The sequence below is a fragment of the Streptomyces sp. SID13726 genome (assembly GCF_010548375.1).
In the GTDB taxonomy this organism is placed as follows: domain Bacteria; phylum Actinomycetota; class Actinomycetes; order Streptomycetales; family Streptomycetaceae; genus Streptomyces.
On the sequence record NZ_JAAGLY010000006.1, the window covers coordinates 46,854 to 59,454 of the forward strand.

The following is a 12,601-nucleotide window of genomic DNA, read 5'->3' on the forward strand; positions in this document are numbered from 1 at the left end:
ATTCCGCTTCGTTGTCAGTCCCGTGGTGCAGACTCCGAGAAGTTGGTACTTCGCCTGGGGAGGACAACGTGTTCACGGGGATCGACGAGGTCGACTGGGCCTCGCTGCGGCATGCGTACGGAAGCGCGGAGGACGTGCCCGGACTGCTGCGGGGGCTCGCCTCCGCGGACCCGGCCGAGCGGGAGACGGCGCTCGACGGGATGTACGGCGCCGTGCACCACCAGGGAGACGTGTACGACTCGACGCTGGCGTGCGTTCCGTTTCTGCTCGCGCTCGTCGCGGACCCGGACGTGGCCGACCGGGGCGGAATCGTCGAACTCCTGGTCAGCATCGGCTCGGAGAGCGAGGAGCGGCAGGACAGCGTCGAGGACGGCCCCCACCTCAGGGCCGGGGACGCGGTACGCGCGGGTGCCGAGGTGTTCGTCCGGCTCACGGGGGACGCCGACCCCTCCGTGCGCCGGGCGGCACCGGCGGCGCTGGTGCGGTTCGTGGACCGACCGGCCCTGGTGCTGGGCCTGTTGCGGGAGCGGTTCGCGGTGGAGCGGGACGACCGGGTCCTGCTCGCCCTCGCCGAGGGCCTCGGCCTGTTCGTACGGCGCCGTCCGGGGCGGGCGGCCGACGCGCTGGACCTGCTGACCGCCCAGAGTTCGGCCCGGTACGCGCCCGGGCTGCGGCTCGCCGCGCTCGGCCAGCTCGCAGACTGCGCTCCGGACCGGCTCCCACCCGATCTGGTGGCCGTCGCCGTCGGGCTGCTCAGGGAGCGCTCGCAGCGGCGGCCCGTCGGACGCGACGGCGCCGCGTGCCCGCACTCCGAGACACTCGTACGGCGGCTCAGGCGACTGCGGCCCTCGGACGAGGAGGGCTCGCAGTTGCTGCGGACCCTGCACCGCGGGCTGGGCGACCGGACCGACGACCGGATCGCCCTCATCGAGGGGCAGTTGAGCTGCCCTGACTCCGTCGACCGGTGCAACGCGGTGTGGATGGCCGCGGGGCTCTTCCGGGAGTGGCGCGCGGATGTCACCGGGCCGGTCGCCCTGATCGGGGATCAACTGGGCGGCGACGAGGACCGGTTGCGCGATGCCTCGGTGTCCGTCCTGGGGGACCTGTTCCATCTGGCCGCTCCCGCCGCCGACGGCCTGGCGACCCTGGTCTCGTCCAGACCCGACCTGTGGGTACGGCGCTGGGAGCGCGCGGCACCGACTCTGGGCGGGCCGCTCAAGGCCCTTGCCAGGGCCGGGGATTCACGGGCGACACCGGTACTGGCACAGGTGCTGGCCGGTCCCGTCGTACCCGACGACCTGGGGCATGTGATCAGCCACCTGGGCCCCGCCGCGGGGCCGCTCGCACCCGCGCTGCGGCACCGGCTGGGCGGGGTCCCGCCCGACTCCCCCGGGGTGTTCGAACGGGCCGTGCCGCTGCTGTCGGCGCTCACCGCGCTGGGCGACGAGGAGGCCGTACCGGAGGTGCTGCGGCTGTTGCGCGGGCTGCCGGAGGGGCTCAGGCTGCGGGAGGCGGTGGTGGAGTCGGCGGTCCGTGCGCTCGGTTCGTTCGGAAGTGCGGCTTCCCCGGCGATACCGGTGCTGCGGGCACTGCTCTCGACGGGGTACGCGGCCGTCGCAGCGGGGGCTCTGTGGTGCGTGGAGGGCGACGCGGCGGCCGTACTGCCCGTGCTGGCCGACGAGTTGGCGGCAGGGCGGCCCGGGCGACGGGCTGCGGCAGGGGCACTGGCGCGACTGGGGGCCTCGGCCGGTCCGGCGCTGCCGGGGCTGGTCCGGATGATCGGGAGCGGGGACCTGTGGGAGCGGGTGTCGGCCGCGTGCGCGGTGTGGCGGATCACGGGCGACGGGGACCAGTCCGCGCCGGTGCTGCGGGCGGCCTGGGCGGAGAACCCGTACACCCGCCGGACCATCACCACATGCCTTGCCGATCTCGGTCCCGCCGGAGCACCGCTCCATGATCTGCTTCGTGCCGAACTAGCCGCTCCGCGCAGGCATTTGGCGATGACCTCCGGGGGCTACGGCAGTCATGACGTGCTGGACGACGAGCGGTTGCTGCGCGGGTGCGAGGAGGCACTGGCAAGCGGCTAGGAGGAGGTGCTGGGGCGAGGGCCGCGCGCGTAGGAGGAGGTGCTGGGGGCGCGCGGTCGGTCGCCAGGCCCCCTACGCGCATGATCCCGCCCGCTATCTCCCGTCCGCCCGCCTCCCGCCCCACAGCGGGCCGAAGTGGGCCCAGTCCGTGTCCCACTGGTCCAGGCGGCGGCGCTCCATGCGGCCCCGGAAGAGCCGGGCGCCCACGAAGGGGACCGCGGCCGAACTGATGCCGACCAGGCCGCCGATCATCCCGGCGCGGATCTGGGCCTGCCCCTCGGTGGCGGGGCGGGTCATCAGGCGGCCCTGGGCGTCGGTCCAGACGGTGACCGGGGTGCCCTGGGTGCTGCCGGGGTCCACGCGGACCTGACCGGTGTGGGCGGAGCCGTCGGCGCCGGTCCAGGCGACCTTGCCCCAGACGCGCTCACCGCTCGACGTGCCCGGGTCGGCCGTGCCGGGTGACTGTTCGGTGAGACGGGCCACGACGGGCCGCCATTCGACGCGCTCCCGGGCCAGCTGGTGCTCGACGGACGCGCTCACCGCCAGACCCGCCAGCACGCCCGCTGCCACGGTGAGCAGCCAGGCACCGAGCACGACCCACGCCTCGACGGTGTCGGCGCGGCGCCGCAGCGGATTGCGCCGCCATCGCCACAGCCAGACCTTGGGACCACGGAACGCCATCGAAGGCTTCCTCCTCATGAGCGACGGGCGCACGAACATGCCGGACCGACCTCCCATACGGGAGAGCTCTCCTCGATGCTCACGGCACCCGGCGAGTTCTCCGTCACGACGGTCGCACCGGCCGCCCGCCCCCGCGGCCATCTTTCCGAAAGCCGCCCCGGAATCGCCGCAGCCGGTTACCATCCCCGCCCTGACCTGCGACGAAGCGGTCTCCAGAGGTGACTGTCAGTGCCGGGGTGCAGACTGGCCGGTGTCTGGGACAAAGACGTCACGGAGGTGATCGGCATGACCGGAAAACTGCTTGCCGTAGGGACACGCAAGGGTCTGTTCATCGGGCGCGAGCGCGGTGGCACCTGGGAGTTCGACGAGAGCCCGTACTTCAACGCGCAGGCCGTGTACTCGGTCGCGATCGACACCCGGGGCGAGCGCCCGCGGCTGCTGGCCGGCGGCGACAGCGCGCACTGGGGCCCGTCCGTGTTCCACTCCGACGACCTGGGCCGCAGCTGGACGGAGCCGGCCAGCCCCGCCGTGAAGTTCCCCAAGGACACCGAGGCCTCGCTGGAGCGGGTCTGGCAGCTGCACCCGGCGGCCGCGGAGCCGGACGTGGTGTACGCGGGCACGGAACCGGCCGCGCTGTACCGCTCGGAGGACCGCGGGGAGAGCTTCGAGCTGGTCCGGCCCCTGTGGGAGCACCCGACGCGCTCCAAGTGGGTGCCGGGCGGCGGCGGTGAGGGCCTGCACACCGTCCTCACCGACCAGCGGGACCCGCGCGCGGTGACGGTGGCCGTCTCCACGGCAGGCGTGTTCCGTACGCGGGACGGCGGGGCCAGCTGGGAGCCGTCCAACTCCGGTGTCGCGGCGGCGTTCCTGCCCGACCCGAACCCGGAGTTCGGCCAGTGCGTCCACAAGGTCGCCCGGGACGCGGCCGATCCGGACCGGCTGTACCTCCAGAACCACTGGGGTGTGTACAGAAGCGACGACGCGGGGGCGCACTGGACGGACATCGGCGAGGGCCTGCCGTCCACCTTCGGCTTCGCGGCGGCGACACACCCCCGGCGCGGTGACACGGCGTACGTCTTCCCGATCACCGCCGACGCGGACCGGGTCCCGGCCGACCACCGGTGCCGGGTCTTCCGTACGGCGGACGCGGGCCGCAGCTGGGAGCCGCTGACCGCCGGGCTGCCGCAGGAGGACCACTACGGCACGGTGCTGCGGGACGCGATGTGCACGGACGACGCGGACCCGGCCGGCGTCTACTTCGGCAACCGCAACGGCGAGTTGTACGCCTCGGCCGACGACGGCGACAGCTGGCGGCAGTTGGCCTCGCACCTGCCGGACGTGCTGTGTGTGCGGGCGGCGGTGGTCGCGTGAGGCAGACGGTGTGTCACGCGGCCCGGACGGTGTCGCGCCGGGGCCTTGGCCACCGGTTGATCTCCGCCGCCTGTACGGCAGTAGGGTGACGGCGTGGCACCACGACCCTTGCATGAAATCGTCGAAGCGGGCTGGGCGAAGGCCCTCGAACCGGTCGCCGGGCGGATCTCCCAGATGGGCGACTTCCTGCGCGCGGAGATCACCGCGGGACGCACCTACCTCCCGGCCGGGCCGAACGTCCTGCGGGCCTTCCAGCAGCCCTTCGACGACGTACGGGTACTGATCGTCGGTCAGGACCCGTACCCCACACCGGGACACGCGGTGGGGCTGTCGTTCTCGGTCGCGCCGGAGGTACGGCCGCTGCCCGGCAGCCTGATCAACATCTACCGGGAGCTCCACACCGACCTGGGGCTGCCGCAGCCGTCCAACGGCGATCTGACCCCGTGGACCCAGCAGGGTGTGCTGCTTCTCAACAGGGCGCTGACCACGGCCCCGCGCAAGCCCGGCGCGCATCGCGGGCAGGGCTGGGAGGAGGTCACCGAGCAGGCGATACGCGCCCTCGCGGCGCGGGGCAAGCCGCTCGTGTCGATCCTGTGGGGCCGTGACGCCCGCAACCTCCGTCCGCTCCTCGGCAGCCTGCCGTCGGTGGAGTCCGCGCACCCCTCCCCCATGTCGGCCGACCGCGGCTTCTTCGGCTCGCGCCCGTTCAGCCGGGCCAATGACCTGCTCGTCGGGCAGGGCGGACAGCCGGTGGACTGGCGCCTGCCGTGACCGGTGCGGCGGGGGCCGGTCGGGGGGAAGGGTTTCTCGCCGTGGACTCCGGCGGCTCCGGCCTGCGGGTCGTCGTCGGCACCCCGGACCGGGGCACCACGGCTCCTCGCGAGTCCCGGGAGCCGGTGCGCACCGGACCGCGCGGGATCGACCCCGGGCATCTGATGGCACAACTGGTGCCCCTGGTCAGGGAACTGACGGCCGAGGCGGGGGTGACAGGACTCGGCACCGCCGTAGTCGGGGCGGCCGGTCTCGCGACCCTGGGCGACGCGCTGCGGGCCGAGCTTCCCGGCGCCCTGGAGCGGGAGTTCGGGGTCCGGAGCGTCGCGCTCGTCGCCGACGCCGTGACCGCCTACGTGGGCGCTCTCGGGGCGCGGCCGGGTGCCGTGGTCGCCGCCGGGACCGGTCTCATCGCGATCGGCACCGACCTCAAGTCCTGGCGTCGCGCGGACGGCTGGGGGCATCTGCTGGGCGACTGCGGCAGCGGTGCCTGGATCGGGCGGGCCGGTCTGGAGGCCGCGCTGCGCGCCCACGACGGCCGGTCCGGGGGCTCGACGGCTCTGCTGGCCCGGGCCGAGGAACTGTTCGGGCCCGCGCGGGAGCTGCCCGGCAGGCTCTATCCGCGTGCCGACCGGCCCGCGGTGCTGGCCTCGTTCGCGCCCCAGGTCGCCGCGTGCGCCGGACTCGACCCGGTCGCCGACGGCATCCTGCGGGAGGCGGCCCGGCACATGGCCGATTCGGCGGCCGCCGTGTGTCCGGCGGAGGGCGAACCGCTGATCGGTCTCACCGGTGGCTTGTTCAGGACGGGTGCCGCCCTCCTCGTACCGCTGGAGGAGGAGCTGAGGCTCCGGCTGCCGCACGCGCGGCGGGTCACGGCGGCGGGCGGGCCCCTGGAGGGATCGGTACACATCGCCACAGAACTGGCGCGAGGTTCGTTCACCCTGCCGAGTGACGAGTCGATGTTGTACGTGGTGACCCCAAAGAGGGGCTGAAGCGGACGTAACTCATCAGACAAAACCGGACGGATACCGCTCACCTGCACCCTCCCCGAACAGGGAAGCCCAGGAAGCCAGTAACATGCGTCGCCATGAGCTCCCCCACTGGGCCCGCGTCCGGCCTGCCAGTACGAATGCCGCGACCTCGCCAGCCCGGGCGGCACCGCCGACCCGAGCCGCTGGCGGCTCCCGAGGGCGCGCCCGCGCTCGTCCTCGCGGTGCCCGGCACCCCCGCGGCCGCCACGCGCGGTCTCGCCGAGGAGGTCGTGAGCATCGCCCGCTCCGAGCTCCCCGGCCTCGACGCCCGGATCGGCTACCTGGACGGGGACGACGCGGAGTACCCCACGCTCCAGGCCGTGCTGGTGCACGCCGCCGAGGAGCGCACCGCCCGTTACGAGCAGGCCAAGGCCGCCGGGGTGGACGTCAAGGAGCCCGAGGGCCCCGTCGCCGTCGTCGTACCGCTGCTGGCCGGCCCGGACGGCGCGCTGCTGCGCGCGATCCGCCAGGCCGTGATGGACAGCCGGATCGCGGCCGACCTCACCGATGTGCTGGGCCCGCACCCGCTGCTCGCCGAGGCGCTGCACGTGCGGCTGTCGGAGGCCGGTCTCGCCCGCGCCGACCGCGCCCGGCTGTTCGCCGTGACGACCGCCGCGGACGGCATCATCCTGGGCGCGGTGGGCGGCGAGGAGGCCGTGCAGGCGGCCGGGATCACCGGCATGCTGCTCGCCGCGCGCCTCGCCGTGCCGGTGATGGCGGCGGCGCTCGACCAGGACGGCTCGATCGCGTCCATCGCCGAGCAGCTGCGTTCCTCGGGTTCGCAGCAGCTGGCGCTGGCGCCGTATCTGATAGGGCCCGAGATCGACCCGGCCGTCGTCGAGGAGGCCGCGAAGGAGGCCGGCTGCTCCGCGGCCCAGGCCCTCGGCCCCTACCCGGCGATCGGCAAGCTCGTCCTCGCCAAGTACACGACGGCGCTGGGCATCGCCCCGCCGCAGCAGCAGGGTGCCCCGGTGCGCTGAATCCCCGCGCACCCGCGGCCACGACGCCGAAAGGGCCCGCACCGGACGACGGAGCGGGCCCTTCGGCATGCGCGCGGCCCGCGTGCGGCGACCGGGGTTCAGTCGAAGACCACGCAGGACGCGGCGGGCACCTCGATCGAGCCCTCGTAGCGCGGCAGGCCGGTGGCCGGGTCCACGGCGAACCAGGTCACCTCGCCGGAGCGCTCGTTGGCGACGTACAGGAAGCCGCCGGACTCGGCGAGCGCGCGGGGCCAGCGGCCTGCGCAGGTGACCGTGCCGACCAGCCGCAGGTCGTCGCCCTCGACGGCGAACGTGGACAGGACGTCCTCGCCCCGGGTGGCGGTCCATACGAAGCGGCCGTCGGGGGACGCGACGACGCCCGACGGGTAGGAGTCGCCCGCCGGGGCGCCGGCCAGCACCCGGGTCTCGCCCAGGGGCCTCAGCAGGCCCTCCTCGGCGTCCCAGCGGCAGACGGTGACGGTCGGGGTGAGCTCGTTGACGACGTAGGCGCGGGTGCCGTCCGGGTGGAAGGCCAGGTGGCGGGGGCCGGAGCCGGGCCGCAGGGCGATCTCGCGGTGCACGTCGAGGCCGCCGCCGGTCAGGGCGCACACCCGCACGGAGTCCGTGCCGAGGTCGACGCTCACGACCCACCGTCCGCTGGGGTCGGGCTGCACCTGGTGGGCGTGCGGTCCCTGCTGGCGGCGCGCGTGCGGGCCCGAGCCGGTGTGCCGGAGCACTCCGGAGGGGGCGTCCGCGAGGGAGCCGTCGGCGCGCAGGGGTACGGCGGTGACGCTGCCGGAGCCGTAGTTGGCGGTCAGGACGTGTCCGGCGTGCACGGCGAGGTGCGTGGGCCCGTTCCCGTCCACCGGCACCGGCGGTCCGGCCGGCTCGGGCCTGTCGCCGGTCACCCGGTACGCGGCCACCGCGCCCTCGGCCGTCTCGCTGACCGCGTACAGCACGTCCCCGTCGGCCGCCAGGGCCAGATACGACGGGTCGGGTACGCCGTTCAGCGCGCCCAGCGCCCGCAGCGCGCCCGTGTCCGGGGACACGGAGGCCGTCACGATGCCGGGGCCCCCGGCCGCCGTGAACGACCCGATGTAGGCCCGTCGCCGCCGCTCGCCGCCGTCTGCCACCGTCGTCCCCTCTCGGTCCTGTGCCGTTGCGGGCGACGGTAGCAGTCGATCACCACCGGTCTAGACCAACCCCGGTTAATTTTGCGGGCCGTCGCGGGGGCCGGCGGGACGGCACGGAGAGCGCCAGGCGTGTCCGTGTGCCCGTGCACTCCCGAACCCCACCTCACGCCCCGCCACCAGGACCCGCCCGCTCAGGCCCCCACCAACGGCGACCCGGAAGGCGTCCGCAGCGGTGCCGCCAGCTCCGCCAGCGCTCGCTCCAGGCCGTGCAGATGGGCCAGCGCGGGCCCCTCGGCGCGCGGGCGGTCGGTGGGCGTGAGGTCGTGGCCGCCGGTGAGGGCCGCCACCGCGCTCTCCACCCGCCGGCACGCGGCGGCGAGGCGGGCGTCGTGCGAGGCCTCGGGGTCGGCGGCGACGGAGCCCAGGCCCCGGATCTCCCGGGCGCAGTCGTCGAGCAGGCCCAGCACCCGGCGGGCGCGGCGCTTGCGGCCCGCCATGGGGTTGAGCGGGTGGACCAGCGGGGCCACCGAGAGGCGGACCCTGCCGAGCAGTTGCTCCAGTTCGGCCACGCGGCCGGCCGGGTCGGCGTCCGGCACCCCGGCGAGCCGGGCGGCGGCCTCGGCGGTGCAGGCGTGGACGCAGCGCAGGGCGCGCCGGATCCACGCGTCGGTGACGGTGTGGGTGGTGATCGGCAGCACGAACAGCACTGCGAGGACGGCTCCGACCGCGCCGACCCCGGTCTCCGCGAACCGCAGGGCCAGCAGCCCTGGTTCCAGGACGCCGAGAAGGCCGTAGAGCAGCTCGGCGAGCAGGGTGACCCAGAGCATCATCCAGGTGTACGAGACGGCGGCCGTGTAGAAGATCCCGAAGACGCAGACGGCGACCAGGGCGGCCGTCGGGACCTCGTCGCCGTGCAGGGGTACGGCGACGAGCAGGCCGAGGCCGATGCCGATCACCGTGCCGAGGACCCGGCGGAAGCCGCGGACCAGGGTCTCGCCGCGCGAGGTGGTGTTGACGAAGATCCACCAGGTGGCGCCGACGGCCCAGTACCAGCGCTGGCCCGAGACCAGCTGGCCGACGACGAGGGCGAAGCCCGCGCCCGCCGTCGCCTGGACCGCCTGCCGGGTGGTCGCGCGGGCGAGGCCGGTGCCGGCGTGCGGGGCCGGCACGGGGGCCGGGGGCAGTCGGCGTTCGTAGCACCACAGGCCGAAGCGGACCCCGGCGGCGGTGAGGACGGAGAGCAGGACGGCGGCGTACAGCTGGGGCAGTTGGCCGGTGCTCGCGTGCAGGAACTGCGCCACGAAGAAGGTCATGAACGCGAAGACGCCGAGGCTGTGGCCGCGCGGACCCCAGCGCCTGGCGTACACGCCCGCGCCGACCACGGCGAGGAAGGTGAGGTCGCGGGCGACGGGGTGGTCGTGGAGTTCGGCCGCGGCGGTGAGGACGGGCAGGCCGACGGCGGGCAGCAGCGCGGTGGTGAGCGCCTGACCGCGCACGGTGGCGTCGGTGACGGTGAACAGGGCGAGCAGCGCGGCAAGACCGCCGGTGACGGCACCGGCGAGCGAGTGGCCGGCGAGTCCGCACACGGCGACCGCGAGGCCGATGCCGAGCACCGCCCGCGTGGCGAAACGCAGCCGGACGCGGCCCGGGTCCGGCGCCACGAACACCCTCTTCAGCACGTACCGCCCCCTGAGTCCCTCGTACAACGGCATGGAAAAGGCGCCGCGGGGTCCGCAGCGCCATCGACGGGCTCATTGCAGCATCCTCGCCGCTGTCGGCTCAAGCGAGGTCGCATACGCTGGGCCATTGGTACAGGGAACGCGGTCCCGGATGGTCCATCGGCGGGCCAACGGACCAGGTGTGAGGAGGCCGTACGGCATGGCGGTGGACGAGCTGGACACCCGGATCCTGCGGCTGCTGCTGGAGCAGCCGCGCACCAGCGTGCGGGAGTACGCCCGGATTCTCGGGGTGGCGCGCGGGACCCTCCAGGCACGCCTCGACCGGCTGGAGCGGGACGGGGTGATCACCGGGACGGGGCCTTCGCTGTCGCCGGCCGCGCTGGGCCATCCGGTGCTGGCGTTCGTGCACATCGAGGTCACCCAGGGGCGGATCGACTACGTGGGGGACGCGCTGGCCGCCGTACCGGAGATCGTGGAGGCGTTCTCGATCGCGGGCGGCGGGGATCTGCTGACGCGAGTGGTGGCGCGGGACAACGCGCATCTGGAGGACGTGATCCAGAAGGTGATCAGCCTGCCGGGTGTGGTGCGCACGCGCACCGAGGTGGCGCTGCGGGAGCGGGTCGCGCACCGGCTGCTGCCGCTGGTGGAGTCGGTCGGGCGCGCTGCCCGGAATTGATCTTTGACATCCTGGGGGCCATGAGCAGGCTCAGCGGCATCTCGGTCATCTTCGATCTCGACGGAACACTCGTGGACAGCGAGCCGAACTACTACGAAGCCGGTCGGCAGACCCTCGCGGAGCACGGCGTCCCGGACTTCACCTGGGCCGACCACGAGCGGTACGTCGGCATCAGCACCCAGGAGACGGTCGCGCGGTGGAAGACGCTGTACGGCCTGCGGGCGTCCGTGCCGGAGCTGCTGGCCGACAAGAACCGGCGCTATCTGGAACTGGCCCGCACCGCCACGCGCGCATACCCGGAGATGCGGAAGTTCGTGGAGCTGCTGGCCGGTGCGGGCGTGCCGATGGCCGTGGCCTCGGGGTCCTCGCTCCGGGCCATCGACGCGATCCTCGCCGGGACGGGCCTGGACGCCCATCTGCGTACGGTCGTCTCGGCCGACGAGGTCGCCCACGGCAAGCCCGCGCCGGACGTCTTCCTGGAGGCGGCCCGCCGGCTGGGCGCCGACCCGGCCGACTGCGTGGTCCTGGAGGACGCGGCCCCGGGCGCCGCCGCCGCGCACGCCGCCGGGATGCGCTGCATCGCGATCCCGTATCTCGCCGCCCAGGCCGACGCCCCGGAGTTCGCCCGCGCCGATCTGCTCCTGCGGGGAGGCCAGGAGGAGTTCACGGCACGGGCGGCTCATGAGTGGCTGGTCCGGAGCGCGGGCTGACACCGCTCGCGCTCCGCTCCGGTGTCCGCTCCGATGTCCGCTACGGCCGTGCCCCGTGCGAGGGCTTCGGCGCGGGCTGGATGTTCTGGTTGAGGCGGAACACGTTCTCCGGGTCCCGGTCGGCCTTGATGCGGGCCAGCCGGTCGTAGTTGCCCCGGTAGCTGGCGCGGACCCGCTCCTGGCCCTCGTCCATCATCATGTTGACGTAGGCGCCGCCCGCCGAGAACGGGTGCAGCGCGTCGAAGTAGTCGACGGTCCACCGCTTGATCAGCTCGGCGTTGGCCGGGTCGGGGTCGACGCCCGCGAAGACGGACGCCCAGTTGGCGTGGCGGTAGGCCCAGGGGGTTTCGTCCTGGCCCACGTCGTGGGCGGCACCGTCGATCGGGTAGAGGTGCATGGTCGACTGGACGGTCGGCACCTCGGCGCCGAACTTGGCGTGCAGCTGGACCGCCTCGTCGGGGACGGTCTCCACGAAGTCGGCGCGCCAGTACCACTGGTGACCGGGCGGGTAGAGGCCGTCGAACATGGTCTGGAGGTCGGGGTGCTGCATGACCATGGGCGCGTGCAGCAGTGGCGCGGGCAGGGCGTCGAGCAGCGGGGCCATCGCGCGCGCCGCGGCCTCGGTGTCGTCGCCGGTCCAGCACCAGACCACGCCCGCCGTCTTGCGGAGCTGGATCTCCTCGGGGAACGGCGGGGCCGGCGGGACGGTGCCGTGCAGGAAGAAGCCGCCCAGCTCGCGGGGCGCGCCCAGGATGAAGTCCCGGTAGGCGGCGAGGACTTCGGCGCTCTCCTCGACGGCCCAGAAGGTCGGCCCGGCGATCACCGTGCCGATCTCGTGCAGCCGGAAGAGGAAGGACGTCACGACGCCGAAGTTGCCGCCGCCGCCCCGGATCGCCCAGAACAGGTCGCTGTTCTCGTCGGCGCTCGCTCGTACCTTGCGGCCGTCGGCGAGGACGACGTCGGCCTCCAGCAGGTTGTCGATGGTCAGCCCGCACCTGCGGGTGAGGTGGCCGAGCCCGCCGCCGGTGGTGATGCCGCCGACTCCGGTGGTGGAGATGATCCCGCTGGGCGTGGCCAGGCCGTGCGCGTTGGTCGCGCGGTCCACCTCGCCCCAGACGCAGCCGCCGCCGACCCGTACGGTGCGGGCCGCCGGGTCAACCTGGATGTCCTTCAGGGGGGACAGATCGGCGACTACTCCCCCGTCGACGGTGCCGAGTCCGGCGCCGTGGTGGCCGCCGCCGCGTACGGCGAGCGGGAGGCTGTGCGCGCGGGCGAAGCCGATCGTGCGGGCGACCGCGTCCGCGTCGGCGCAGCGGGCGACGAGCGCGGGGCGCCGGTCGATCATGGCGTTGTAGACAGTGCGCGCCTCTTCGTAGCCGGTGTCCTCGGGTCCGATCAACTCCCCGGTGAATCCGGTCAGTTCCCGGCGAGCGGCCTGGGCGGGTGTGCTGGACATGCGGTCCCCCGTTTCCGAATCGGGTT

General features: G+C 74.1%; 11 protein-coding genes. 7 read left to right on the forward strand and 4 right to left on the reverse strand.

All coding sequences use genetic code 11. The annotated features are described in order from the left end of the window. Positions 1-68: 68 nt before the first annotated feature. Complete coding sequence (locus G3I78_RS17380) at positions 69-2,087, forward strand: HEAT repeat domain-containing protein (protein WP_164425441.1); 2,019 nt, start codon at positions 69-71, stop codon at positions 2,085-2,087. 93 nt (positions 2,088-2,180) lie between these two features. Here G3I78_RS17380 and G3I78_RS17385 read toward each other — a convergent pair whose 3' ends face one another. Continuing rightward, the gene (locus G3I78_RS17385) at positions 2,181-2,768 is read right to left on the reverse strand and encodes a hypothetical protein (protein ID WP_164425443.1); all 588 of its coding nucleotides are present in this window, start codon (positions 2,766-2,768) and stop codon (positions 2,181-2,183) included. A 285-nt stretch (positions 2,769-3,053) separates the two neighbouring features. Between G3I78_RS17385 and G3I78_RS17390 the strand changes: the two genes are divergently transcribed. From G3I78_RS17390 to G3I78_RS17405, 4 genes are all read left to right on the forward strand, one after another. Next, positions 3,054-4,139, forward strand: a complete 1,086-nt coding sequence (locus tag G3I78_RS17390) for an exo-alpha-sialidase (RefSeq protein ID WP_164425445.1) — start codon at positions 3,054-3,056, stop codon at positions 4,137-4,139. A gap of 93 nt (positions 4,140-4,232) precedes the next feature. Then, positions 4,233-4,910 (forward strand): uracil-DNA glycosylase, encoded by a 678-nt coding sequence (locus G3I78_RS17395; protein WP_164425447.1) that lies wholly within the window; start codon positions 4,233-4,235, stop codon positions 4,908-4,910. Between the two features lie 41 nt (positions 4,911-4,951). Continuing rightward, positions 4,952-5,902 carry a BadF/BadG/BcrA/BcrD ATPase family protein gene (locus tag G3I78_RS17400; protein ID WP_343243782.1) on the forward strand — a complete coding sequence of 317 codons (951 nt, stop codon included), beginning with the start codon at positions 4,952-4,954 and terminating at the stop codon, positions 5,900-5,902. Positions 5,903-5,997: 95 nt separating this feature from the next. Beyond that, positions 5,998-6,921 (forward strand): hypothetical protein, encoded by a 924-nt coding sequence (locus G3I78_RS17405; protein ID WP_203615119.1) that lies wholly within the window; start codon positions 5,998-6,000, stop codon positions 6,919-6,921. A gap of 98 nt (positions 6,922-7,019) precedes the next feature. On the opposite strand, the gene G3I78_RS17410 is transcribed toward G3I78_RS17405, so the two are convergent. Beyond that, entirely contained in the window at positions 7,020-8,054 is a 1,035-nt protein-coding gene (locus tag G3I78_RS17410; protein WP_164425453.1) for a lactonase family protein, read from the reverse strand. A gap of 191 nt (positions 8,055-8,245) precedes the next feature. After that, positions 8,246-9,733, reverse strand: coding sequence for an FUSC family protein (locus G3I78_RS17415; protein WP_164425455.1), 1,488 nt, complete (start codon positions 9,731-9,733; stop codon positions 8,246-8,248). Positions 9,734-9,932: 199 nt separating this feature from the next. Between G3I78_RS17415 and G3I78_RS17420 the strand changes: the two genes are divergently transcribed. Together G3I78_RS17420 and G3I78_RS17425 are read left to right on the forward strand one after the other, a co-directional pair. Further along, positions 9,933-10,409, forward strand: a complete 477-nt coding sequence (locus G3I78_RS17420; protein WP_164425457.1) for an Lrp/AsnC family transcriptional regulator — start codon at positions 9,933-9,935, stop codon at positions 10,407-10,409. Between the two features lie 20 nt (positions 10,410-10,429). Continuing rightward, positions 10,430-11,119: an HAD family phosphatase gene (locus G3I78_RS17425; RefSeq protein ID WP_164425459.1), complete on the forward strand. Its 690-nt coding sequence runs from the start codon at positions 10,430-10,432 to the stop codon at positions 11,117-11,119. Between the two features lie 40 nt (positions 11,120-11,159). Here G3I78_RS17425 and G3I78_RS17430 read toward each other — a convergent pair whose 3' ends face one another. Continuing rightward, on the reverse strand, positions 11,160-12,575 hold the full coding sequence (locus G3I78_RS17430) for an FAD-binding oxidoreductase (protein WP_164425461.1): 1,416 nt from the start codon (positions 12,573-12,575) through the stop codon (positions 11,160-11,162). Between the last annotated feature and the right edge of the window lie 26 nt (positions 12,576-12,601).

Coding starts and splice junctions, on each gene's coding strand:
- G3I78_RS17385 (WP_164425443.1), bottom strand. CDS start 2,768: ATGGCGTTCCGTGGTCCCAAGGTCTGGCTGTGGCGATGGCGGCGCAAT.
- G3I78_RS17430 (WP_164425461.1), bottom strand. CDS start 12,575: ATGTCCAGCACACCCGCCCAGGCCGCTCGCCGGGAACTGACCGGATTC.
- G3I78_RS17405 (WP_203615119.1), top strand. CDS start 5,998: ATGAGCTCCCCCACTGGGCCCGCGTCCGGCCTGCCAGTACGAATGCCG.
- G3I78_RS17390 (WP_164425445.1), top strand. CDS start 3,054: ATGACCGGAAAACTGCTTGCCGTAGGGACACGCAAGGGTCTGTTCATC.
- G3I78_RS17420 (WP_164425457.1), top strand. CDS start 9,933: ATGGCGGTGGACGAGCTGGACACCCGGATCCTGCGGCTGCTGCTGGAG.
- G3I78_RS17425 (WP_164425459.1), top strand. CDS start 10,430: ATGAGCAGGCTCAGCGGCATCTCGGTCATCTTCGATCTCGACGGAACA.